The organism is Brevibacterium sanguinis, from assembly GCF_003315415.1.
In the GTDB taxonomy this organism is placed as follows: domain Bacteria; phylum Actinomycetota; class Actinomycetes; order Actinomycetales; family Brevibacteriaceae; genus Brevibacterium; species Brevibacterium celere_A.
In genome coordinates, this window is the sequence record NZ_QNSB01000002.1 from 340,861 (window position 1) to 365,246 (window position 24,386).

At 65.8% G+C, this 24,386-nt stretch carries 16 protein-coding genes; 8 read left to right on the plus strand and 8 right to left on the minus strand.

What is annotated here, in order from left to right; genetic code table 11:
* Positions 1-10: 10 nt before the first annotated feature.
* The 7 genes from rpsR to DFO65_RS04020 form a co-directional block, all read right to left on the minus strand.
* Complete coding sequence (gene rpsR / locus DFO65_RS03990) at positions 11-250, minus strand: 30S ribosomal protein S18 (protein WP_113903124.1); 240 nt, start codon at positions 248-250, stop codon at positions 11-13.
* 37 nt (positions 251-287) lie between these two features.
* Positions 288-932: a single-stranded DNA-binding protein gene (locus DFO65_RS03995; RefSeq protein WP_113903125.1), complete on the minus strand. Its 645-nt coding sequence runs from the start codon at positions 930-932 to the stop codon at positions 288-290.
* Between the two features lie 32 nt (positions 933-964).
* Positions 965-1,255: a 30S ribosomal protein S6 gene (rpsF, locus tag DFO65_RS04000; RefSeq protein WP_113903126.1), complete on the minus strand. Its 291-nt coding sequence runs from the start codon at positions 1,253-1,255 to the stop codon at positions 965-967.
* Positions 1,256-1,369: 114 nt separating this feature from the next.
* On the minus strand, positions 1,370-2,698 hold the full coding sequence (locus DFO65_RS04005) for a glycosyltransferase 87 family protein (protein ID WP_113903127.1): 1,329 nt from the start codon (positions 2,696-2,698) through the stop codon (positions 1,370-1,372).
* A gap of 37 nt (positions 2,699-2,735) precedes the next feature.
* Positions 2,736-5,099, minus strand: coding sequence for a transglycosylase domain-containing protein (locus tag DFO65_RS04010; RefSeq protein WP_113903128.1), 2,364 nt, complete (start codon positions 5,097-5,099; stop codon positions 2,736-2,738).
* Between the two features lie 386 nt (positions 5,100-5,485).
* Positions 5,486-7,192: an AMP-binding protein gene (locus tag DFO65_RS04015; RefSeq protein WP_113903129.1), complete on the minus strand. Its 1,707-nt coding sequence runs from the start codon at positions 7,190-7,192 to the stop codon at positions 5,486-5,488.
* A gap of 217 nt (positions 7,193-7,409) precedes the next feature.
* Complete coding sequence (locus tag DFO65_RS04020) at positions 7,410-8,939, minus strand: CCA tRNA nucleotidyltransferase (RefSeq protein ID WP_245940459.1); 1,530 nt, start codon at positions 8,937-8,939, stop codon at positions 7,410-7,412.
* A 176-nt stretch (positions 8,940-9,115) separates the two neighbouring features.
* On the opposite strand from DFO65_RS04020, the gene DFO65_RS04025 reads away from it, so the two are divergent.
* The 7 genes from DFO65_RS04025 to DFO65_RS04055 all read left to right on the plus strand — a co-directional run bounded on the left by DFO65_RS04025 (position 9,116) and on the right by DFO65_RS04055 (position 18,829).
* Complete coding sequence (locus tag DFO65_RS04025) at positions 9,116-9,637, plus strand: NUDIX hydrolase (protein WP_113903131.1); 522 nt, start codon at positions 9,116-9,118, stop codon at positions 9,635-9,637.
* 22 nt (positions 9,638-9,659) lie between these two features.
* The gene (locus DFO65_RS04030; RefSeq protein ID WP_245940460.1) at positions 9,660-11,972 is read left to right on the plus strand and encodes a DUF6049 family protein; all 2,313 of its coding nucleotides are present in this window, start codon (positions 9,660-9,662) and stop codon (positions 11,970-11,972) included.
* 42 nt (positions 11,973-12,014) lie between these two features.
* Entirely contained in the window at positions 12,015-13,586 is a 1,572-nt protein-coding gene (gene murJ / locus DFO65_RS04035; RefSeq protein ID WP_428844214.1) for a murein biosynthesis integral membrane protein MurJ, read from the plus strand.
* A 24-nt stretch (positions 13,587-13,610) separates the two neighbouring features.
* Entirely contained in the window at positions 13,611-16,100 is a 2,490-nt protein-coding gene (locus tag DFO65_RS04040; RefSeq protein WP_113903134.1) for a protein kinase family protein, read from the plus strand.
* 129 nt (positions 16,101-16,229) lie between these two features.
* Positions 16,230-17,225 (plus strand): thioredoxin-disulfide reductase, encoded by a 996-nt coding sequence (gene trxB / locus DFO65_RS04045; RefSeq protein ID WP_113903135.1) that lies wholly within the window; start codon positions 16,230-16,232, stop codon positions 17,223-17,225.
* Positions 17,226-17,291: 66 nt separating this feature from the next.
* Positions 17,292-17,609: a thioredoxin gene (trxA, locus tag DFO65_RS04050; protein ID WP_113903136.1), complete on the plus strand. Its 318-nt coding sequence runs from the start codon at positions 17,292-17,294 to the stop codon at positions 17,607-17,609.
* Between the two features lie 155 nt (positions 17,610-17,764).
* Positions 17,765-18,829 (plus strand): peptidoglycan-binding protein, encoded by a 1,065-nt coding sequence (locus tag DFO65_RS04055; protein WP_113903137.1) that lies wholly within the window; start codon positions 17,765-17,767, stop codon positions 18,827-18,829.
* A gap of 3,811 nt (positions 18,830-22,640) precedes the next feature.
* Here the strand turns inward: DFO65_RS04055 and DFO65_RS04060 are convergent.
* The gene (locus DFO65_RS04060; RefSeq protein ID WP_245940462.1) at positions 22,641-23,636 is read right to left on the minus strand and encodes a ParB/RepB/Spo0J family partition protein; all 996 of its coding nucleotides are present in this window, start codon (positions 23,634-23,636) and stop codon (positions 22,641-22,643) included.
* On the opposite strand from DFO65_RS04060, the gene DFO65_RS17030 reads away from it, so the two are divergent.
* A complete protein-coding gene (locus DFO65_RS17030) occupies positions 23,635-24,249 on the plus strand; it encodes a hypothetical protein (RefSeq protein WP_181778609.1) in 615 nt (204 codons plus the stop codon). The genes DFO65_RS04060 and DFO65_RS17030 overlap by 2 nt on opposite strands.
* Positions 24,250-24,386 lie beyond the last annotated feature (137 nt).

A 24,386-nucleotide genomic window follows, 5' to 3' on the forward strand; every position in this document is an offset into this window, starting at 1 on the left:
TTCTCTCCGATCAGCGAGCAGAGCTCGAGTAGGGCAGAAGTGCCATCTCGCGGGCGTTCTTCACGGCCTTCGCGATGACGCGCTGTTCCTGCACGGTCACACCGGTGACGCGACGTGCACGGATCTTGCCACGGTCAGAAATGAACTTGCGAAGCGTAGCGGTGTCCTTGTAGTTGATCTTGGCCGCTTCGCCCTTTTTGAGCGGATTCGCCTTCTTCTTGATAGGCTTCCGGATCTCTGGCTTTGCCATGAGTATCTCCTGATGTGCGAAATGTCTTCAGACGTGTTCAGAATGGCGGTTCATCGGCGCCCGGGTTGCCCCAGCCGCCGTTGCCGCCCTGTGGACTCGATGATGCCCACGGATCATTCGCCGGTCCGTTGTTCCCCTGGCTGTATCCGCCCTGGCGCTGACCACCCTGTTGGGGGTTGCCCTGCCCGGGGCCGCCCTGGGGCTGGCCGCTCTGCTGGGGATTGCTGCCCCAGCCGGAGGACTGCTGCGAGAAGCCGCCCTGCTGGCCGCCTCCCTGCTGTCCGCCGTAGCCGCCGCCGGAGAACCCGCCTCCGCTGCGTTCGTTCTTCGAGACCTGAGCGGTGGCGCGTCGCAGGCTGGGGCCGACTTCGTCGACGTCCAGTTCCATGACGGTGCGCTTCTCGCCCTCCTTGGTCTCGAAGGACCGCGACTTCAGCCGGCCCTGCACGATGACCCGAGTCCCTCGCTGGAGGCTTTCGGCAACGTTCTCGCCCATCTCGCGCCACACCGAGCAGCGGAGGAACAGGGTCTCCCCGTCCTTGAACTCGTTGGACGCACGGTCGAAGACGCGCGGCGTCGAGGCCACGGTGAAGTTTGCGACGGCCGCACCGTTGGGTGTGAATCGCAGTTCCGGGTCACTTGTCAGATTCCCGACGACCGTGATGACTGTTTCGCCTGCCATTGAATGCTCCTTGAAGCGAGGTAGCCTGACGCTTACTTGGCGTCTGGGCGGAGGATCTTGGTGCGCAGAACGGACTCATTGAGTCCGAGCTGACGATCGAGTTCCTTGGTCGTTGCAGGCTCGGCGTGGAAATCCACCACGACGTAGTAGCCTTCGGACTTCTTCTGGATCTCGTAGGCGAAGCGCCTGCGTCCCCAGATGTCCACGTTGTCGACGGTTCCGTTCTCAGCCGGGATCACCTTGATCAGGTTGTCCACGGTGTCAGCCAACGTCCGCTCTTCGAGTTCGTTGTCAAGAATGAGCATGAGCTCGTAATGACGCATGTGTCACCCACCTCCTCTGGTCTTCACGGCCATGGTCGTTCCATGGCAGGAGGGTATCTATGCATGCCTGCCCCGGATCCGCGATGGCGCGAAATGGGAACAGACCTCACCATTCTAGAGGACGCGGGCGGGCGCTGTCATGTCCGGATTCTCGCCTCCGGCACCCACGGGCCTCGTCCTCGCGGCGACGGCGATGCGACGCGGGGCGCGCACCCGCTGTCGGTGCAGGTTCTCGGCGGCGAAGATGATCGCGACGACGAGGGCGAAGAGCCGCAGGAGGGTGAAGAGGGCGACGAACGCGGGTTCGAGTCCGGCCTCGGGGTCGATGCCCGCGACGTCGCCGAGGTGGCTCGCGACGGCGAAGCTCGCCTCGGCGAGTCCCCAGACGATGAGCACCCACCAGCGGTGGACGGCGAGGACGAGGAACGGCAGCAGCCACAGGCTGTCCCAGGGCATCATGCCCGGGGCGAAGAGGAGGCACGCCCCGATGAGCAGGCAGGCTGCAACCGCCGGGTCGAGACCCCGCCGGCGCACGAGGAGCAGCGCGATCGTCACCGCCAGCACCACTCCGGCACTCGCGGCGATCCACACGGGCGCCCAGGATGCGTTGCTGCCGAACCGCGCCATGACGAGGATCGAGGCGAACGAACCGCCGTCCACGGCGTCGGTGAGCCCGTGGACGACCCGGGCGTACGCGCTGCCGTCGAGGATGAGGATGAGCGCCGAGGTGAGCGCCGCCGTCGCGATCATCATCCGCGGGCTCCGCGCCGGCACCGTCCGCGTCGGATGGCTTCCCGCGAGCGTCAGGGCGAGGAGGACGAGGAGGGCCAGGGGCTTGATGAAGGCGGCGAGGCCGAGGAGCACTCCGGCGAGCCAGGGCCGGGCGGGGATCGGCGGTGACCCGAGGACGACGATGAGCGCCCACACGCTCAGCGCCACGGCCACGGGGTCGAGGGTCGAGCCGAGGGTGAAGAGGATGATCGGCGAGACGAACACCGCGGTGAGCCAGGCCCGCTGCCGGGCGAGGACGAGCAGCCCCACGCCCAGGGCCGCGATCGCGACGACGTTGAGGATGAGGACGAAGGACATGAACACCGAGACGTCGTCGGTCAACGCCCGCAGGCCGGCGACCAGGGCGGCGTCGAGGACGGACAGCCCGGCCGCCCCGCCGGTCGAACGGCCCGGAGCCTCGGGATTGAGGTCGCCGAGGAACGCCGTGGACAGCGGTCCCGCGCACATCCTCGCCGAGGCGGACGGCTGCGCGTACCCTGAGCTCAGACAGGGAGCCTGGAGAGCGAGCGCGAGGAAGGTCGTCGCTCCGAGCAGGCCGGCGAAGATGAACGCCTGGAGGCGCCGGAACCGTGCTCCAGCGGCACCGAGGTGAATGCCGTCCGGACCGCCGAGCAGAGGCTCGGCGATCCGGGTGCTGGGGTGTGAGGGCATGCCTAGAGGCTACCGGTCATAGTCCGAGGATCTCCCCTCAGCCTCCTAGATCAAGCGGGCCCGAGTTGCCGTTGTTCCCATTGGCTCCGGTCGTGCCCTCTCCGCCTCCGTCGGCGTCAGTTTCCGAACCGTCTCCTGGGTCCGTGGTCTCATTGTTACCACCCCGGTCGTTGCCGGAGTCGCTTCCGCTGTCCTTGCGACCCTCCTTCGAGTTGTCCTTGTCCCCGGTGGAGTCCTTCGAGCCGTCCTTCTCACCTTCGGATTCCTTCGGCTTCTCGGACGGTTCCTCGCTCGGCTCCTCCTTGGGCTCCTCGATCGGCGCCTTGGTCTTCTTCGGACGGTCGCTGTCATTGTCGTTGCTCGTCCGCTTCGGACGCGGCGGAGCGGGCTCGCCCGTGTTCACGGGCTTCTTCACCTGGGGCAGCTGCCCGCGCTCGGGGAACTGCTCGATCGGCTCACCCTCGAGGGCGTTGCTCATGTACTTGGTCCACACCTGGATCGGGAAGGATCCGCCGGTGACCTCGCTCCGTCCACCGTAGGCGCCGATCGGCTTGCTGCTGCCGTCCTCACCCTGTCGGTAGAGCGCGACGACGGTCGAGAGGTTGGGGGTGTAGCCGGCGAACCACGCGGAGTAGTTGTCCGAGGAGGTTCCGGTCTTGCCGGCAGCCGGCCGGCCGAGGTTCTGGGCGTAGCTGCCGGATCCGCCGTTGACGACCTGGCGCAGGGCGTAGGAGGTCTCGGCGGCCACGGCCTTGTCGAAGACGCGCTTGCCCTTGTTCTCGGCCTTGTAGACCTCGGTGCCCTCGGCGTCGTTGACGTGGTCGATCGCATGGGTCTCGTGGCGCACGCCGTTGGAGGCGAAGGTCGCGTAGGCGGTGGCCATGTCGATGACACGGGGGCTCGCGGTGCCGAGCACGTTCGCGGCATTGGGCTCGAGGCCCCGGGTGCACTCGTGGATCTCGCCCGCTGCCTCCTGCTCCTTCGTGCAGCCGGGGCGGAATCCGGCACGCTCGGCCACGTCGACGGTCTTCTCCGGGCCGACCTGGATGTTGAGCTGGGCATACGCGGTGTTGATCGAGCTCTGCGTCGCCTTGAGCAGGGTCACGGGTCCATAGCTCGCTCCGCCGAAGTTCTTCGGGGCCCACGTCCCTCCGCCGGGCAGCTGCATGGTCGTCGGGCTGCCGACATAGCGGTCGGTCAGCCGCACGCCGTTCTCGAGCCCGGCCACGAGGGCGAAGGGCTTGAACGTCGAGCCCGCCTGGGCTGCGGCCTGTGTCGAGGCGTTGAACGCCTGGTCGAGGTAGTCCTCGCCGCCGTAGAAGGCCTCGATCGATCCGGTCTTCGGATCGATGGAGACGAGGCCGGCCTGCAGGCCGTCCGGCTTGTTCTCCGGGAGGGACTCGATCGCCTTCTCGGCCTCCTTCATCCGCTCCTCGTCGAAGGTCGTGACGATCTCGTATCCACCGCGGTCGAGCTGGGACTCGTCGATGTTGAGCTTCGCCATCGCCTCACGGCGGACGAACTCCCACATGTAGCCCTTCTGGCCGGACAGGGAGTTCTCCTTGTTGGCCTCCTTGACCTTGGGCATCTCGACCTCGTCGGCCTGCTCCTGGGTGATGAAGCCCTCGTCGACCATCGACTTGAGGACGTAGTCGAACCGGGCCTCGTAGGCCTGCGGGTCGTCGGCCGGGTCAGCCGCTCCGGGCCGCTGGATCATCGCGGCGAGCAGGGCCGATTCGCTGAGGTTGAGGTCCTTCGCGGACTTGTCGAAGTAGTTCTGGCTGGCGACCTCGATGCCGTAGGACCGGCGCCCGAGGTAGATCGTGTTGAGGTAGTTGGCGAGGATCTCGTCCTTGCTCAGCTCCTGGTCGATCTTCAGCGCGATGAACATCTCCTTGACCTTGCGGCTCATGGAGTGCTCATTGGTCAGGTAGAAGTTCTTCACGTACTGCTGGGTGATCGTCGATCCGCCGCCCGCGTAGTTGTTCGTCGCGACGCCGACGACCGCTCGGGACAGGCCCTTGATCGAGATCCCGCGGTTCTCGTAGAACGTCGTGTCCTCGGCGGCGATCGCCGCCAGCTGCATGGGCTTGGCGATCTCGTCGATCGGCACCGACTCGCGGTCCTCGATCTTGTACTGGCCGATCGGCGTCTTTCCGTCGGAGTAATAGATCGTCGATGTCTGGCCGGTCGCCTCGAGGTTCGGCTCGGGGACATCGGTGACCGCGTATCCGATGACGAAGGCGATGCAGCCGGCGATGATGAGGCTCAGGCCGCCCACCGTGATGAGGCGGAGGCTGGGAAGGAAGCGCTTCCACCCGCTCGCTCCGGCGCGCGGGTAGTTGAGTAGGTTCTTGATGCTGCTTCCTCTGGTCGTGGAAGCGGATTGTCCCTTAGCCACCCAAGGTCCTCCAGGTCGGTCTGCCTGTCGCAATGAGTTGGCGACGAGGTTCGAAAAAGGTCACACGTGGGTTTCAGTGTGCCACGCGATCTTTGGAACACCGTGAAAAACGCCTGACACCGCCGATCAGCCCTTCGCCGGCGGAAATCGCCGCCGCGGCGAGGCGCGTCCTCGGTATCGGCGCTGATCTGCACTGATATCCGAAGGCCCCGGAAACACGCCGAGGCGACTGCGGCGTTGGTCACATCTGCTCCACCCGTCCGTCCCCGAGGCGGGGCGCGTGCCCTCCGTCCCCGAGGCGAGGCACCGTCCCTCACCGAAGACGGTGGGCCCCGCCCTCCCCGAGGAGGACGGGGCTGGACCGTCGCGCCGCCTCGGCGGTGGCCTCAGCTTCTGAGGTCGAAGTCCGTGTCCGCGTACTCACGGCCCTCGACCTGCGGTTCGCCGCTGAACGGATGGAGCTGGTCCTCCCGTGCACGCAGCTCCACGCGCCGGATCTTGCCGGAGATGGTCTTCGGCAGCTCCGCGAACTCGAGCCGGCGGATGCGCTTGTAGGGAGCCAGATGCTCGCGGCTGTACGCGAGGATGTCCCGGGCGGTGTCGGCATCGGGCTCATAGCCTCCGGCGACGACGACGTAGGCCTTGGGGACCGCGAGACGGGCGGGGTCGGGTGAGGGGACGACGGCCGCCTCGGCGACGGCCTCGTGCTCGATGAGCACGCTCTCGAGCTCGAACGGGGACAGACGGTAGTCGCTGGCCTTGAAGACGTCGTCGGCGCGGCCGACGTAGGTGATGAAGCCGTCCGCGTCCCTCTGCGCGACGTCTCCGGTGTGATAGACGCCCCCGGAGAACGCCTCGGCGGTCTTCTCCTCATTGCTCCAGTACCCGCTCGTCAGGCCGATCGGGCGCGGGTCCAGGCGCAGGCAGATCTCGCCTTCGTCGCCCTCCTCACCGGTCGCCGGGTCGATGAGCACGACATCGTAGCCGGGCAGCGGCCTGCCCATCGACCCCGGCTTGAACTCCTGATCCGGGGAGTTGCCGATCTGCAGGGTGGTCTCCGTCTGGCCGTAGCCGTCGCGGATGTGCACGCCCCACACTCGCCTCACCTGGTCGATGACCTCGGGGTTGAGCGGCTCACCGGCGCCGAGCGCCTTGCTCGGCGGGTTCTTCAGGTGGCCGAGGTCGGCCTGGATGAGCATCCTCCACACGGTCGGAGGCGCGCAGAAGCTCGTCACCCCGACCCTGTCCATCGTCTCCATGAGCGCGTTCGCGTCGAAGCGCGTGTAGTTGTAGAGGAACACGCAGGATTCCGCGATCCAGGGGGTGAAGATGTTCGACCACGCGTGCTTCGCCCATCCCGGCGAGGCGACGTTGAGGTGGACATCTCCCGGGGCCAGGCCCATCCAGTACATCGTCGAGAGGTGGCCGACGGGGTAGGAGACGTGGGAATGGGCGACCATCTTCGCCTTCGAGGTCGTGCCCGAGGTGAAGTACAGCAGCAGGAGATCATCGGCCCGGGACTTCCCCTGCGGGTCGAACTCGGCGCTCTCCCTCCCGGCGTCGGCGTAGTCGAAGTCCTGGTCCCGGCTCGACTCACCGCCGACGACGATGCGCACCACCTCGGCGTCGACCTCGTCGAACTTCGCCGCGTCCGCGGGCCCCGCGACGACGAACTGCGCCTGTCCGCGCTCGACGCGGTCGGACAGGTCGATGGGTCCCAGCTGGGTCGTCGTGGGCATGAGGACTGCGCCGAGCTTGATGCCGGCGAGCATCGTCTCCCACAGCTCGACCTGGTTGCCGAGCATGACCATGACATGATCACCGCGCTTGACCCCGGCATGCCGGAGGAAGTTGGCGACCCGGTTCGAGCGCTCCGAGAGCTCGGCGAAGCTCCACTTGCCCTCGCTGCCGTCCTGCTCGACGATCCACAGTGCCGGGGCGTCGTTGTCCCTGGCGATCTCGTCGAACCAGTCGAGGGCGAAGTTGAAGTGGGTGAAGCGCGGCCACTCGAAGCTCTCCCGGGCGGCGGCCCAATCGCTGCGCAGCTCGATGAGCCGGTCCCTCGCGGCACGGAAATCACTGGTCACTGTCATTCTGGTCTCCTCGCGTCGGTGTCCTGCCCCGACTGTGACGTCGAGCACATTGCCTGTGGACATGAAGTTACCAGCCGGTGCGAGAGTTCGGGCACGCGGGTCTCCCCGAACCGGCCGAGGAGGGTCGGACGAGGTCAGCCCACGCCGAGGTGGGTGGAATGGTGCGAGGCCGCGCCGAGGCGCGTCGGGCGGGGCGAGGTCCCGCCGAGGCGGGTGCTCAGTCGGTCGAGCGCTCGGCCGCGTCCTCGGCCGTGTCCTCGATCGCGTCTTCCTGCGGCCGGTTGTCCTCCCACCAGGCCCGCAGCAGCTCCTCCGCGCGCTCGGGCGCCATCGGCCCGTGTTCGAGCCGCATGTCGAGCAGGAACTTGTAGGCCTTGCCGACCAGCGGGGAGGGCGGGATGTCGAGGATGGCCATGATCGCCCGTCCGTCGAGGTCCGGACGGACGGCGGCGAGCTCCTCCTGCTCCGTCAGCTTCTCGATGCGCCGCTCGAGGTCGTCATAGGCGAAGGCGAGACGCTCGGCCTTCCTTCGGTTGCGGGTCGTGACATCGGCGCGGGTGAGGATGTGCAGCCGGGTGAGCAGGGGCCCGGCATCGGTGATGTAGCGGCGCACGGCGGAGTCGGTCCACCCGGCGTCTCCGTAGCCGTAGAACCGCAGGTGGAGTTCGACGAGGCGGGAGACGGCCCTGATCGTGTCCTTGTCGAAGCGCAGGGCCTTCATCCGCTTCGCGGTGAGCTTCGCGCCCACCGCGTCGTGGTGGTAGAAGGTCACGGCTCCGCCGGGGAGGAACCTGCGCGTCGCCGGTTTGCCGACGTCGTGCATGAGGGCGGCGAAGCGGACGATGAAGTCGGGCTCCTCGAGGAACTGCGGATCGTCGGCGTCGAGGCCGGCCTCGCGCTGCCGGGCCGCGTAGGCCCGCTCGAGGTCGACGGCCTGCTGGAGCACGGTGAGGCTGTGCTGGTAGACGTCCTTGTGCCGGTGGTGCTCATCGGTCTCGAGCCGCAGTCCCGCGACCTCGGGCAGGACGTGGTCGGCGATCGAGGTGCGCACGAGCAGGTCGATGCCCGCCGCCGGGTCGGCCCCGGTGATGAGCTTGCGCAGCTCGACCTGCACCCGCTCGGCGGAGACGATGGCGATGCGGTCGGCCATGTCGCTCATCGCGGCCTCCACCTCGGCGGCGGCGTGCAGGCCGAGCTGGGAGGTGAACCGCGCGGCCCGCATCATCCGCAGGGGATCGTCGGAGAACGAGTCCGCGGCGGCACCGGGCGTGCGGATGACGCCGGCCGTGAGATCGGCGAATCCGCCGAACGGGTCGACGAACGTCTTCGCCGGCAGCCGGACGGCCATCGCGCCGATCGTGAAGTCGCGCCGGACGAGGTCGGCGTCGAGGTCCGAGCCGAAGGAGACGACCGGTTTGCGCGACTCGGGGTCGTAGGACTCGGCGCGGTAGGTCGTGATCTCGATCTGCACCCCGGACTTCATGGCGCCGATCGTCCCGAACTCCCGCCCGATGTCCCAATGGGTGTCGGCCCAACCGGCGATGAGCTCCTCGATCGCCTCGGGTCGCGCGTCGGTGGTGAAGTCGAGGTCGGGCATCGGCCTGCCCAGCAGCGCGTCGCGGACGGATCCGCCGACGAGCGCGAGCTCATGACCGGCGTCGGCGAAGCGGCGTCCCAGCGGCCCGAGGATGTCGTCGAGCTCCTCGAGGGTGTCGTGCAGACGGGCCTGCGCGCTGTGTGGATCCACCGAACTCCTTCTCATCCGCGGGTCATCGCGAGCGGGTCGTCACGAGCCGGATCGCTCGTCGTCGCGAGCTCATCCGCTGCGTGTCGTCGAGCCGTCCGGGCGGCTCGTCGAGCGTCCACCAGCCTACCCGGCGGCGTTCGACGAAACTTCCAAGAATCGCCCATTAAGGTAGGAGAATGACCACACCGATGCCCAAGCCGGGACCCAGGACGTCCCGTCGCACCACGGTCGAGGAGACATCGGCCGGGGGCATCGTCGTCGACTTCACGAGCCCGGATCGGTGCGTGGCCGTCATCGCCCGGATCAATCGCGCGGGGAGGGTCGAATGGTGCCTGCCGAAAGGCCACCTCGAGGGATCCGAGACCCCCGCCGAGGCGGCCAGGCGGGAGGTCGCGGAGGAGACCGGGATCCTCGGCGAGGTCATCCGTCCGCTGGGCACCGTCGACTACTGGTTCACCGTCGCGGGCATCCGCGTCCACAAACTCGTCCACCATTTCCTGCTCCGTGCCCGGTCCGGGACCCTGACGGTGGACAATGATCCCGATCAGGAGGCGATCGACGCGGCCTGGGTCCCCTTCGACCAGCTGCGGTCGAAGTTGTCGTTCGCCAATGAACGCCGTATCGTCGCCGCTGCCCGTCCGATGGTGTCGGATCCGCAGACGACGGCCGGAGGGGCGAGTGATGACCAGGACCGATGACGAGACGTAGACCGTGGAACCCGTGATCCGTGCGCAATTCCTCTTCGCCCTGCTGAGCGCGATCGCCGTGCTCGCAGGGTCGATTCTCGCATTCCCGGTCCTCGCCTCGGCGGCACAGGCCTCGCCTGGCGCCGCGGCGCCGAACCCCGGGCAGGACGTGAGCATCACCCTCGACGAGGTGACCCCGTGGGTCGACGACAAGGGCACGGTCACGGTCCGGGGGCTCATCGCCAATCCGACCAGCGAGGCGATCGTCGCTCCCGACCTCGATCTCAAGATCTCGACCCGCAGCCTCGACGCCGAGCACCGGATCGAGGCGTGGAAGAGCGATCAGTCGCAGAACCGCACGATCGCCGATCTCGACACCGACGGACCCGAGGCGCGGAAGAAGGCCGAGGAGGAGTCCTCTCAGGAGGACCGGTCCGATCCCGCACCGGAAGTCGACGTCGACTTCGGCGATGAGATCGCCGCCGGTTCGGCCCACGAGTTCACCATCTCCGTCCCCGCCGAGGACCTCGGGCTGCGGAAGTCCTCACCCGTGTCGTCGTGGGGTCCGCGCGGCCTGGCCGTGCAGCTGCGGGACGCGACAGGTCTGCGGGCGTCGGGCATCGGCTTCACGACGTGGTACCCGAACCCCGAATTCGACAAGACCGCCATCAGCATCCTCGCCCCCGTCACCCTTCCCGGGTACTCCGAGAACGGCCTCATCAGCCCCGCGGACCTCGATGCCGCGATCTCCGACGGCGGTGCCCTGGCCACGATCTCCACGGTCCTCGACACCCCGGGTGTCGGCATCGCCCTCGACCCGCGGATCATCGCCTCCTTCGAGTCCGCCCTCGCCGAACCCGGTGCCGAGCCGGCCGCGGACGACGGACAGACCGCCGAGGCGACTCCCACCTCGACCGACGACCCCACCGCCCCGCCCGAACCCGAGGGCAGCGATCCGCGCAACACCGAGACCCGGCCGGCGGCCGACGAGGCCGGCGCGGACGAGGCCGAGGCCAGGGAGGCCCGGCGGACCCGGCTCGAGACCTGGTACTGGGACTTCCTCGACACCGCCGGGTCCCATCCCGTCGTCGTCCTGCCCTACGGCGATCCCGATCAGACCGCCCTGAGCGCCCAGCGCCTCGGCGGCCTGTCCGCGTTCGCGGAATCCCAGAAGGACCTCGTCACCGCGGTCCTGCCCCACGCGCGGACCGACGTCGCGTGGCCGATCGCCGGCAGCGCCGAACGCGATCAGCTTGCGGCGCTCAAGGAGACGGGCACGAAGACCGTGATCCTCGACGACCGCCAGCAGCCCTCCCTCACGGGCATCCGCGACAGCGCCCACTCGCGGACCCGCACCGCGGCGAGCGCCGACTCGGCGATCGAGACACTCGTCGCCGACTCCGCACTCACCGATCTCAGCCGCGGCATCATCCGGTCCGATCGTCCGGCCGCCGGGATCAGCGAGCTCGTCGCGGTCACGGCGGCGATCCAATCCGAGGCCCCCTACCGGACGCGCCACCTGCTGCTGCCGCTGCCGCGCTCGGCCGCCTCGGCGAACTGGGCCAAGGCCGTCACGGCCATCGCCGACGCCCCCTGGGTTCGCACGGCGGGGCTCGATGAGCTCCTCGCCTCCGACGTCTCGCCGCGCGGGGTGCTCCGGACCGACACCGATGCCCAGCACATCGGCAGCCGCACTCTGCAGGGGCTGGCCGAGGTCCGCGAGACGGAGAGCCGGTTCAACACCGTGTTCACGGACGTGGCCACCGCGAACACGACCCTGGACAGGTCGCTGCTCACGTGCACGTCGGTGGCCTGGACGATGGGCGGCAACGCCAACCGCTGCCTCGAGAGCGCGGAGTCGACGAGCAGCGCGCAGACGGACAGCATCCGCCTCGAGGAGGGCTCGTCCGTGCTCCTCGTCACCGGGGAGAAGACGACGATCCCGGTGACGATCGTCAACGACACCGCCGCCGAGGCGCAGCTGCGGGTGCGCATGCGCCCGCAGACCCCGCAGCTGCGGGCACAGCCCACCGAGATGGTCACGGTCGCTCCCGAGTCGAGCACCCGCGTCGAGGTCCCCGTCGAGGGACTGGCCAACGCCGACGTCCCGACGACCATCGAGATGGTCACCGCCGCGGACGCCGTCCTCCCCAGCGACACGTCCCTGCTGGTCAGAGTCCGCGCGGACTGGGAGAACATCGGGACGGCGGTGATCGGCCTCGGCCTGGCCGCGGTGTTCGTCATCGGACTCGTCAAGTCCGTCTCCCGCGGTCGTCGGCAGATCCCCGAGCAGCAGCTGGCGGCCGCGGTCGCCCGCGCACGATCCGAAGAACCGGAGAAGAGGTAGGACTTGTCCAAGCTAGCAGCGCTGGCGAAGTCGTCGGCCGTGATGACGGCCGGCACTCTCACGTCACGCATTCTGGGGTTCGTCAAAGCGGCCATGCTCGCGGCCGCGATCGGCGTCACCGCTGTCCAGGCCGATGCCTTCGACGTCGCCAACAAGGTCCCGAACACTCTTTACATGCTGCTCGCCGGCGGCGTCGTCAACGCCGTTCTCGTCCCGCAGCTGGTGCGGGCCGCGAAGATGAAGGACGGCGGCAAGGACTACACCGACCGCCTGCTCACCCTGTCGTTCCTCCTGCTCGCGATGGTCAGCCTCGCCGCGACCCTCGCCGCCCCCGTGCTCGTCTGGCTCTACTCCTCGGGCTGGGGGGCCGGCCAGATGGCCCTGGCGACCGCATTCGCCTACTGGTGCGTGCCGCAGCTGTTCTTCTACGGCCTCTACACGCTGCTCGGACAGGTCCTCAACGCCAAGTCCTCCTTCGGGCCCTACATGTGGGCGCCGGTGCTCAACAACGTCGTGGCGATCATCGGGTTGGCCGTCTTCATCGTCGTCTTCGGCTCCGACAACGCCGTGTCCCATTCGCTCGGGACCTGGACGCCGAAGAAGATCGCCCTCCTCGGCGGGTCGGCCACCCTGGGCGTCGCCGCGCAGGCCCTCATCCTCATCTGGCCGCTCAAGCGGATCGGATTCTCCTACCGACCCCGGTTCGGCTTCCGCGGCGTGGGCCTGGGCACCGCGGGCAGGGTGGCGTCCTGGACCTTCGCGGCCATGCTCATCGGCCAGCTGGGCTTCCTCGTCATCTCCCGGGTCGCGGCGGGCGCCTCGGGGGCCGGCAACGCCTCGAACGCCGCCTACTCCTACGGCTACCTCGTCTTCATGCTCCCGCATTCGCTCATCGCGGTATCCCTGGCCACGGCGCTGTTCACCTCGATGAGCAGGGATGCCGCCCACCAGGACACCGAGGCGGTCCGGGAGGGCTTCTCCACCGGAGTGCGGATCGTGGGGATGATCAACATGTTCGCGACCGTCGCATTCTTCGTCCTCGGCACCCAGGTCGCGATGGTCATCGCCGCCGGCGCCGACGTCGGTCAGGCGCGGACCATCGCCATGGTGATCACGACGATGGTCATCGGGCTCGTCCCCTTCAGCGCCAACTACCTCGCCCAACGCGTGTTCTATGCCTACGAGGACGCGAAGACCCCGTTCCTCGTCCAGCTGCCGCAGGTCGTCTTCACCTCCGTCGCGGTGTGGGCCATCGCCTACATCCCCAAGGAGTTCACCGTCATGGCGATCGGCGCCGCCATGAGCCTCGGCTACCTGCTCGCGATGGTGCTCTCGTTCGCGATCCTCCACCGCCGTCTCGGCGGCATCGACCTGCGCACGATCGTCCTCAGCCACCTCAAGTTCGTCGCCGCGGGAGCGGTGGCGATGGTCGCGGGATTCGTCTGCCTGTACTTCGCCAACCCATGGTTCCCCGCGGGACGGATCCCGGCGGCGCTCGAGGTCGTCATGATCGGTCTCGTCATGCTCATCGTCTACCTGGGCGTGTGCTATCTGCTCAAAGTCCGGGAACTCCATTCGATAATTGGCGTGGTTGCTGGAAAAATAAGACGATAGCCGCTCTCTTCAGTCCCCTCGGAGGTGATCACCCTGATCCATATCGAACCCGGCATGGTCGTGGCCGGTCGTTATGTTGTATCGACGATCGACCGTCCGTGGATCGAGGAGGCCCCCGAGGCGGGCGCGGTCTGCACGGCCCTCGACGCCATTCTCGACGAGCCCGTCCTCATCCATGTCGCCGACGCCGAGAAGTCCGGAGACATGCTCGATGCGGCAAGGCGGGTGTCGATCCTCGGTGACCACCGGATCGCCCCGACGCTCGATGTCGGACAGGCCAACGGCCTCGACTACGTCGTCGTCGAGCGCATCGCCGCCGCTTCGCTCGGAGAGATCCTGCCCCGGACCCCGCTGTCGGTGGACACCGCCCGCGCCCTCATCGGCGAGATCGGCACGGTCCTCGTCGCCGCTGCACGGCGCGGACTCTTCCACATGTTCCTGCGCCCCAGCACGGCCGGCATCACGTCCAAGGGCGGCGTCCTCGTCTCCGGCATCGGCATCGACGCCGCGCTGGCCCTGGGGACCGGCGTCCTCCCCGCTGAGGACTGGACCCCGACGAAGGCGTCCCGGCAGGACGCACTCGACCTCGTGCGGCTCTTCTACGCGGCGCTGACCGGCCATTGGCCCGGCGACGAGGCGGTCGGCGGCATTCCGCCGTCGGGCCGGGAGAACTCCCGGATCGCCCGCGCCAGATCGCTCAATCCTGAACTGCCTCCCACCGTCGACGACTTCGTCAGCGGCATCCTCACCGGAGCGGACCCGGGACCCGGCTCCGTGGCCGAGGTCCTCGGCTACCTCGCCGAATGGGATCCCGAGCTCCTGCGGTACGTGACCAAGGCTCCCGTCCGGGAGAACGATTCCCTGTTCAACCGGGCCCCGCGCAGCTTCGAGGAGGCCACCCGGCTGCCTGCGCCCGGGTCCGGCGGGATCGGCTCGAACGCCACGGCCAGCGAGGACCAGGTCAAGGCCGCCCTCGTGCGGATCGGGATCACGCGTCCCGGCACCCGTGGGCTGGCGGCGGGCGTCGTCGGCAAGACGACCGGCCGTTACGCCGACCGCATGCAGATGCGCGAGGCCTCGAGCTTCCCCATCGGTGCCTCCCAGATCGACCATGCGGCGAAGGAATGGGACGAGTGGGAGCCGGAGCAGACCTACTCCGAATACTCCGAGTACGCCGATCGCGAGTACGACGACAACATGACGACTCCGATCATGGAGCGCGGTGGCGAGGACCCGACCGACCCCGACACCCAGGCGCTCGACATCGTCTCCGACGACGATGAGGACAACGACACCCGGGTCATCCTCGATGACGAGGACGACGGGTCGTGGTTCCTCGGAGGGATGTTCGAGACCCACGAGCAGCAGCGCGAGCATCAGCTGCGCGAGTACGAACGCGAACGTCGCATCGCCCGTGCCAAGGAGGAGGAGGCCCGGCGGCGCGTCGCGGCCCTCGAAGCCGCCTCGGCGGAGAGACGGGCGGAGGCCAACGCCTCGGCGCCTCCCAAGCAGGTGCGCCGGCTCTCACCCGGCACGGTCGACGACGACGCCACGACCCAGCCGATGAGCACCACCGCGGCGACGGATGCCGCGACGGCGCCCCTGCCGACCCAGGCCCCGGATGCCGGCCCAGCCGGTCGCGGAGACCCGAAGGGAACCGGATCGGTCCGGAAGCAGGGCGATGACGGTCGCCCGACAGTCGCCGCTGCGGTCGGAACCGCCGGAGCGACCGTCGCCGGAGCCACCGGAGCGGCAGCAGGTGCGGCGCGAACCGGAGGATCGGCACCTGCGGGAGCAGCAGGCGCCTCGGGCCGGGTGACCGGGACGAGCACATCGGGCGGGACCGCGGGGGCAGCCGCCGCGGGCGCCCCGGCGGGTGCCGCGGGCTCCGGCACCGGTCCGCAGGGCACCGACCGGCGCAAGAGGCCCCTGCCCTGGATCATCCTCGCCGTCGTCCTCGCCGCCGCGGTCGTCATCGGCTTCGTCGTGGTCAACCAGAACTCACAGGACGAGCCGGCCACCGTCGTCGACTCCCCGGCACCCACCCAGCCGGCCGAGGAGAGCACCGAGGACGCTGCTGAGGAGGAGCCGGCCGTGCCACCGGAGATCGACACGGTCTCGGCGCTCGACCCCGAGGGTGACGACAGCGAGAACGACGACAGCGCAGCCGATGTCATGCCCGGTGAGAAGGGGTCATGGCGCACCGATCGCTACAACAGCGCCGAGTTCGGCAACCTCAAGTCCGGGGTCGGACTCCTCGTGGAGCTCAAGGAGGAGACCATCGTCAAGGAGGTCGAGGTCAAGTCGTCCTCCTCGGGCGGTGCCTTCGAGATCCGCAGCGGCTCCGATCCTGCCGACGCGAAGAAGGTGGGAGAGGGAGAGTTCGACAAGGACGGTGTCACCGTCGAACTCGACGAGGGGGTCGAGACCGACAGTCTGATCCTCTGGATCACCGAGCTGCCGCAGGGCGAAGGCGGCTACCGAGCATCGATCAGCACGGTCGCCGTGAAATAGGCCCGCGGTCCCGCTCCGGCCCGAGCACGGAATAGGCGTTCGGGCCGGACGGTTACATCTACGACAGGCAATCCGCGCCCGCATCGTGGGCGGGCGCATCGAGAACTGAACTGAACAGGACATCTGCACATGACTGAAACCCAACTGGTGATCATCGGGTCGGGACCCGCCGGCTACACCGCCGCCGTCTACGCGGCCCGTGCCAATCTCAATCCCGTGGTCATCGCGGGATCCGTGACCGCGGGCGGCGAGCTGATGAACACCACCGACGTGGAGAACTTCCCCGGATTCCCCGAGGGAGTGCAGGGTCCCGAGCTGATGGAGAACATGCGCGCCCAGGCGGAGAGGTTCGGCGCCGAGGTGGTCTACGACGACGTGGAGACCCTCACCCTCGAGCCCGGCGCCCACCAGATCGTCACGGCGCTGGGAGCCCGATACACCGCGAAGGCGGTCATCCTCGCCACCGGCTCCGCCTACCGTGAGCTCAACCTGCCCAACGAGAAGAAGCTCTCCGGGCACGGTGTCAGCTGGTGTGCAACATGCGACGGGTTCTTCTTCCGCGATCAGCACATCGCCGTGGTCGGGGGCGGAGACTCCGCGCTCGAGGAAGCCACGTTCCTCACGCGATTCGCCTCGAAGGTCACGCTGATCCACCGCCGCCAGGAACTGCGCGCCTCCCAGGCGATGCAGGACCGTGCCAAGGCCGATGAGAAGCTCGAGTTCCTCCTCGACAGCGAAGTCGCCGAGATCCACGGCGACGAGTCGCTGACGGGCATCACCGTGCGCAGCACCGTCACCGGCGAGACCTCGGAGCTTCCGGTCACCGGTCTGTTCGTCGCCATCGGCTCCGACCCGCGGACGAGTCTCTTCGCCGACCAGCTTCCGCTCCGCGCCGACGGCTACCTCGAGGTCGACGGCCGTTCGTCCAAGACGGCGGTCGACGGTGTCTTCGCCGCCGGTGATGTCATCGACTCCGTGTATCGCCAGGCGGTGACGGCCGCCGGGTCCGGGTGCGCGGCGGCCCTCGACGCCGAGCACTACCTCGCAGGACTCGAGTCCGCGGCGAAGCAGTCTCAGGGAGTCGACGCGGCGGCGGCTGCAACGGCGGCGCCGTTAGGCTCCTGAGAGAGGGAATGAAACCCCCTCGCATGCTGTTCTCCACTGAGAACACTGATTGAAGAAAGGTAGGCCATGACGACCGAAGTCACCGACGCCACATTCGAAGAGACCGTTCTCAAGTCCGACAAGCCCGTCTTGGTCGACTTCTGGGCCCCCTGGTGCGGCCCCTGCCGAATGGTCAGTCCCATCGTCGACCAGATCGCCGAAGAGAACGCCGAGAAGCTCACGGTCGTCAAGGTCAACACCGACGAGAACCTCGAAACCGCCAGTGCATACGGGATCACCTCGATTCCCGCACTGTACGTCTTCAAGGACGGAGAAGTGGCGAAGACCATCATCGGTGCCCGACCGAAGCCGGCCCTCGAGGAAGAGCTCGCCGACTTCATCTGATCAAGCTCCGAGGCGCCTGTTGTAGGATCAACAGGCGCCTTCGGTGTATCCGGACCCGACACACACAGCAGATTGGCAAGCACGTGACTGACCGCCCACACCCGCATTTCAAGCGTGGGGACTCCTCAGAAGTACTGGCAACGGTCAGATCGCAGATGAGCCGCATGGGCCTCGACGCAGGCGAAGCGGGTTCTCCGGAGTTCGACCAGTCGTTCGAACTCGCCCTGCGCCAGTTCCAACAGGTCCGGGGCATCCTCTGCGACGGTGTCCTCGGCACAGAGACCTTCTCGGAACTCGAACGGGCGCGGTACCAGCTCGGGGACAGAGTGCTCCGATTCGACCCCGTCAAGCCCCTGGCCGGCGACGATGTGCTCCATCTGCAGCAGAAGCTTGCCGGTCTCGGGTTCTACGCCGGCCTCATCGATGCGGAGTTCAAAGACGTCACCGAAGCCGCGCTCAAGGAACTGCAGAGGAGCCTCGGAACGGTTCCTGACGGCATTGCTGGGCCCCAGACCCTGCGCGGCCTCTCCGCAATCGATCGCAACCACAGCACCGGGAATCTCTTCGCACTGGAAGAACGCGCTCGGGTGGCCGCGAGTGGCACGTCCCTGGCCGGTCGGACATTCGTCATCGAAGCAGCAACTACAGTTGTAGATTTCGTGACGCTTCCCATGACCGATGAACAGGCCGCATTGGAGAAGGAGATCACCACTGACATCGCCCGCCGTCTGGCGGGTCGACTCGAAGCAGTCGGAGCCGGAGCGATCGTCGTCGACGCCGAGTCGGTCGACATCAGCATGGCCGATCACCTGCGCGCATCGGCGGTCATCACCGTCACCGCCGATGTCCACGATTCTCCGCAGGCCAACGGCATTGCGAGCTTCTACTTCGGGCATGAGAAGCTGCCTCATGTGAATTCCCCGATCGGATCACGACTCGCTTCCCTCATTCAGAGCGAGGTGACCTCACGTACCGGCATGCTCGATTGCCGTACACACGCCAGGACGTGGTCGTCCTTGAAGCGACTGAAGACGCCGAAGGTCCACGTCGTCACCGGCTATCTGACCAACGACGACGATCTGAGACGTCTCGAGCAGCCACATACCCGCGACTCCGTCGCCGTCGGGATCGCTGCTGCCCTTCAACGTCTCTACGTCAGAGAGGACGCTGACCCCGACACGGGAACCCTCAGTATCGAGGCGATCAAAGCGTTCAGCTGAGATCGTCCACGCTCCTGGGAACACACGCATTTGATCCTGCCCACGCGGTCCGGCAAATCGGCGGTTTTGTTCCGGTCGGTGTCTTATCCCAATAGCTCCAACACAGTTTCACGTGAAACTCCGGGTCACATCGCCGTCGAGTAGACGCACCTGGTTGCACGTCCTCGCCACGGACCGAGTACCAGGTGTTCTAACATGACCTGTCGGGCCGGTTTTCATCCTCCCGCGGGCCGGATGAACGGCGATATGCGAAGCGGAAGCACAAACCCGCTCATCTCGTTTCACGTGAAACTTCGTTAAGAATTAATACTTCGTCACGCTATTCCCAATGCGCCGCCAATGACAGAGAACGTTCCCTTAATTCGGTCTCCATCCACGCCGTGCTCGGGCTCCTACTTGGTGCCTACGCATTATGTGATCGAATCGGAGTGTTCTGGTCAACAGCGCCATCAAAGGCGCCAAGCACTGAACGGAGTAGAGTAGTTCCGACGCCTCAAGGTCGATCCACCGGCGAGGCCCCGCGCTTCGATTCAGATCTCACGAATCTGTTCAGGCGTATAGCCCTACGAATACGGTACTTCCTGACTTCCTCCTTGGTTTCACGTGGAACAATCTGCTCTCAAGAGCGACAAGACTTACGGCATTCAAAAGGAAGCGACCCGACAACGGCGCCAGTCAATAGGAGATCGGTGGAAGGCGCACCTGGTCGCATCAACACGGGAAGCGACTGGCACGCCCAGGTTGGCAGTACCTGACTCTCAGCACATGGGTGTGTTCTGCAACGCCTGATCAATGGGGAACTGCCGCTTCTGGGCAGGGGCCGTAGTGTTTCACGTGGAACACGCGTGCTCAACTTGGAGAAAACCCTCAGAACGCCAGAGCTCAGATCAGATGCCCACCTTTGGTTGTTCCCATTGCCTGGGCGCCCACAGTCGAGTCATGAGCGAACGCCGGCTAACAGCAGACGGAGCACATAGAGACGGTAAAGCACGCAGAGTACGAAGCAGCGAGAGCCAGCGCTCCTCCCCAAATGCCCGCTATCGCTCGCTTCTCCGGCACAGTGCAGATTCCAAATCGTCCATGTTCGGCCGGCGGGTAGGTCGTTGGACCGACACATATACTCCTTGCAGGGCAGCAAGAATGTCATCCGGGCCCGTACAAGCTCAACGCCAAACCACATCAACCGCCTGCTCTAGTTGTCGACACTACGATTAGCGCTCTAGCTTCGCAGTTTCACGTGAAACACTCCCGTCGACTGACACGCGCCGGCTGCGTCTCACTAGAAACATTCACACCGCCTCACATTGCGCCGGCTGCGTTTCACGTGAAACATGATCAACAAACACACTGCGCTTTCGGCGTTCAAACTCGCTCCGAATACGTTCTATTCTCCGACCGAAACCTTCAGCCCTAACGGCCTGTCCGAGTCAAACGGCGCAACTCTCGAGGCCTTCGAGGACTCATGCCAGATGGAACCCGAGTCGCGAGCTTGCGGAATGCGGCATCCGACTCATTCTTCACACGTCCACAGCGCCGGGTCGCCTAACGGTGGAGAGCATCGCAAATCGTCTCCGGGAAGTACCCACTGATACGCAGTGAGTTTCTGGGTCCAGGACGGCAAAACAAACATGATCGCAATAGCTACGGGGCGCGAGTCCGAAGTGCCCGTTTGAGACCTGACAAATGGTTTCACGTGAAACGCGGACGCCGTCTCAAATTGCTTCGTCGGACACTAGGTAGGAGCATCCTAGGTGGAGGTGGGATCGAGTGTGCTCCATTGCGCCTGTCTCATCGAGAGACCAAACCGTCGAAGCGGGTGAATCACCCATTCTGCGCGAGGAGTGGTCCGCACGCGAATCCCACAGGAATCACCGTGCCGGCGAGATAGGCGAGCGGCGGCTTTGGGAGAAGCACCCGGATGTTTCACGTGGAACATCGCATTAGAACTAAGGGAGCTATAAGCAGCGAATACACTGATCTACCCGCCCAAGAAGTCAAAGGGCCAACTGAGGCATCTAGTGTAAGTGCGATCGACTATTCACACCCGAGGTACGACTCGACGTCTGATTGCACTGACCGCACTCACCGGGGCAAGTCGGGTGTGGAACAGGCGGACCCGCGAACTGTCCCCAAACCTGTCCATCCACCGACGTAAAGGCGGGGAGCGTGGGACTCCGTGAACGTAGTACCGCCCTCCGGGCACCACAGGCAGCACGGTTTGCGTCGCGATCCGGCAGTTACCGCGTTTGCATAACACCGGGTTCATGCAAACGGACTGGCCATGCAATCGTTGCCGTTAAAGCCAAGACGATGTTTCACGAGAAGCCTCCGTAAGGCCGACCCTCGGAGATGTACCGAGCCCGTCTGCGCTTCGCTGCCCACAGCACACGTTGCGAGACCGAACAGTCATCCGTGCGGTGGGGGCGTAGCCAAACAAGGTACAACACAAGGGCCCGACCCGTGTTCCACGTGAAACCCGTGCAAGGAAGACCGTCGGAAACTCATCGAACCCTTCTGTTGCGCTGCGCACAACACCCGTTGAGAGCCAGAACCAGCCAACCAGTCGGATAATTTCTACTGGTTGCCCTGAGATCACAAGGAATCGAGCGGAATCCTACTGCCTGCAAGCCCGGAATGCAGTGCCATGTATAGCGACCGGAACGTGTGCTTGATCCAGTGAAGTTGTGTCATATACTAAGGCATTTGCAGTATCAAGAGGGAGCAGCTGCGGTCTCCCTGCTCGCCCGCAGGTTTGGAGGCACGCGCTGGGCCGGGTGCGTAGTCCAACATGTACATAGCCAGCGCCGACGTATGGACGCGCGGCCGCGTCGGTTTCACATGAAACCTCGTTCCCAGTGTATCTGCGCCTCCCTCGGAGAGTGGTTGGCACACAGGAACTGCATCAATCTGGTTCTCGTCCCGCGCATCCTACTCCAACTCCAACATCTGAACTCGCGTTGGCCGCCGGGCCGACCGCATTCTGGCAGATGCAGCGATTCCTCAGTTGCCATAACCAGAACGGCCACACCCTGCGGGAAAACAGATCAGCCTCAACTTGCCCCAGACCAGCAATGCTGATGCGCTCATTCTTTCGTCGGTTGCGATACAGAAGCGCTCTGTTCCACGTGAAACACCACTAATGACCCGGCGCCAGGGGAAGCACGGTGGATCAGTCCCTTGCCACCAACAGCAACGCGCGTGGTTGCCCATGGGGGTCGTTCATCGCCGGGTACTCAGGCACAGACTGTGTCACGAACATGCGGAACGCGCCTAGACCCATGATTAACTCGAGCCTCGTTCGACGGAAAACGGTGGAAACGGACTCTCGGCGACCGAACACCGAGCACTACAATCTCCCGAACCCCCGCGCCTATTAGGATGGCATTGCGTTTCACGTGGAACCCCTTCCGCGTACACCGACAGTGTTCCACGATTCGTGCGGGGTTCGGAGACTTGAGCGTGACCACGGTTCCCGATGAACCGCGAAGCGCTGAGCCTAACGACTGTCTGGTAGCGCCCGGTCAATCAGTAGTGTCCGTGGTAATCCAGTCTCGTAGTCGCAGCTACTCACCGGACGGGGAACTTCAGCCGCCATGTGTCAGTCCCAAAATGCCCTACGAAACGCCTCGCCGATCCGAGCAGCCACTATCACCACCGGATTTTCCACCGGAGGGTACGGGATAGTCGGAGATCCACGGTGAACCAACCGACGGTCGACGCTAGTTGGGGTTCGAAGGAAGGTCCGGGAATGCAGCACATGAGGGAGAGCCCCCTCAGCTGCACAGCTGAAGGGGCTCTCTTCCGATTTCAATCAGTTGCTGAAGTCCTTGATGCCAAGGATGTTGAGTATGCGGTCGAGATCCTCCTGATTGGCGAATTCGACGCTCAATTTTCCTTTTCGCTTGCCGACGGTGATGTTCACCTTGGTATCCAGACGGTCCCCAAGGCGTTCTGCCACTTCGATGAACTCCGGAGCGACCTTCGACGTTGCACGTGAAACATTCACGGAGTCACCACGGTTGAGCAGAACGACGGCCTCTTCCGACGCCCGCACGGACAACCCCTCGGCGACAATACGTTGAGCGAGAACCTCCATATGCTCGGGATTCTTCAGCCCGAGAATCGCCCGCGCATGCCCTGCGGAGATGACACCAGCAGCGACACGACGCTGAACCAGAGGCGGAAGACGCAGAAGCCTCAAAGTATTCGAGATCTGCGGACGTGAACGACCGATCCTCTCCGAAAGCTCCTCCTGAGTGCAACCGAAGTCCTCGAGGAGTTGGCCATACGCAGCAGCCTCCTCCAGCGGATTGAGTTCCGCACGATGGAGGTTCTCCAGGAGGGCATCCCGGAGGAGGTCGGTGTCGTCGACATGGCGAATGATCGCAGGGATCGACTCGAGGCCGGCTTCTTTCGTCGCGCGCAGACGACGTTCGCCCATGATCAGCTCGTAGCGTGGCGAATCACCCGGCTTCTGCCGCACGACGACAGGCTGCAGGACGCCGATCTCGCGAATGCTGTGCACGAGTTCAGCCAACTGGTCTTCGTCGAAGACCGTCCGTGGCTGGCGAGGATTGGGATCGATGAGATCGACAGCGATCTCCCCGTACTCGGTGTCGGCGATCGACTCGACCCCGTCGTCCGCTTCGTCGTCCGTCTCGTCGTCGGACTCAGAGGAGCGTTCCGCGGCAGCATTCGCATCCGCTGTGCTCGGACTTTCGGCCTCGGACGATTCCGGCATCTCAGGGCCGGACGAAGAGTCGGACGAAGAGTCGGACGAAGAGTCGGAGGAGAAGTCGCCCGACATGGTAACTTCGCCTGTAGTACTACTCTTCGAGGTCCGCTCAGAGTTCGACGACCCTCCCGCCGAGGTATACACGCCCGGATGGGTCTCCCTGACATCGTCCGCATCCGTGGGTGCAGAGCCTTCTTGCCCAGACGAGAGACCATCGGTCAACGAACCATCGACGGACGACGACGACGACAGTTCAGGGGCGGCATCTGGAGCGGCTTCGGGCACCTCTGAGGCGTCCACAGTCGACGGTTCCTCTGCCGTCGTCTCAGAGACACCCTCAGGTGTCTCCTCGGCAGCCTTCGTCGTCGCTGACGACGACGCGCCTGCAGACTTGTCGTCGGTCCTCGGTGGCGATATCGATTCGGCACCAGTGACTGCATCGGTGGCAGACCTGTCGGTCGTCTTCGAGCGGGAGGTCTTCGCATCGGTCGACTTCGCAGCAGAAGCCTTCCCACCGGAAGTCCTCGCACTGGTCGACTTCGCGCCGGACGTCTTCACAGCTGACGACTTCCCACCGGTCGACTTCGCGCTCGTCGATTTCCGAGCCGTCGAGGTGCTGGAGGAGGTCCCCGCGCTTTCGCCGGCCTCCGCCTTCGACCCACCGGCTCGCGCCTTCTTCGCCTGACCGGTCGTCGGGGGCTCTGCGCCTTCAGCCTTGCCGGCGGCGGCCGTCTTCGCCTTCCTGCGGCGTGATGACTGCATGGAGGCGGCGGGGTCGGTCCGCGTGCGGGCGGGCTTCGCCTCTTCTCCGTTGCTCTGCCT

Bases quoted from the DNA above. Each gene is read 5' to 3' on its own strand.
- rpsR (WP_113903124.1), bottom strand. From the start codon at position 250: ATGGCAAAGCCAGAGATCCGGAAGCCTATCAAGAAGAAGGCGAATCCG.
- DFO65_RS03995 (WP_113903125.1), bottom strand. From the start codon at position 932: ATGGCAGGCGAAACAGTCATCACGGTCGTCGGGAATCTGACAAGTGAC.
- rpsF (WP_113903126.1), bottom strand. From the start codon at position 1,255: ATGCGTCATTACGAGCTCATGCTCATTCTTGACAACGAACTCGAAGAG.
- DFO65_RS04005 (WP_113903127.1), bottom strand. From the start codon at position 2,698: ATGCCCTCACACCCCAGCACCCGGATCGCCGAGCCTCTGCTCGGCGGT.
- DFO65_RS04015 (WP_113903129.1), bottom strand. From the start codon at position 7,192: ATGACAGTGACCAGTGATTTCCGTGCCGCGAGGGACCGGCTCATCGAG.
- DFO65_RS04025 (WP_113903131.1), top strand. From the start codon at position 9,116: ATGACCACACCGATGCCCAAGCCGGGACCCAGGACGTCCCGTCGCACC.
- murJ (WP_428844214.1), top strand. From the start codon at position 12,015: ATGACGGCCGGCACTCTCACGTCACGCATTCTGGGGTTCGTCAAAGCG.
- trxB (WP_113903135.1), top strand. From the start codon at position 16,230: ATGACTGAAACCCAACTGGTGATCATCGGGTCGGGACCCGCCGGCTAC.
- trxA (WP_113903136.1), top strand. From the start codon at position 17,292: ATGACGACCGAAGTCACCGACGCCACATTCGAAGAGACCGTTCTCAAG.
- DFO65_RS04055 (WP_113903137.1), top strand. From the start codon at position 17,765: ATGAGCCGCATGGGCCTCGACGCAGGCGAAGCGGGTTCTCCGGAGTTC.
- DFO65_RS17030 (WP_181778609.1), top strand. From the start codon at position 23,635: ATGGTAACTTCGCCTGTAGTACTACTCTTCGAGGTCCGCTCAGAGTTC.
- DFO65_RS04060 (WP_245940462.1), bottom strand. From the start codon at position 23,636: ATGTCGGGCGACTTCTCCTCCGACTCTTCGTCCGACTCTTCGTCCGAC.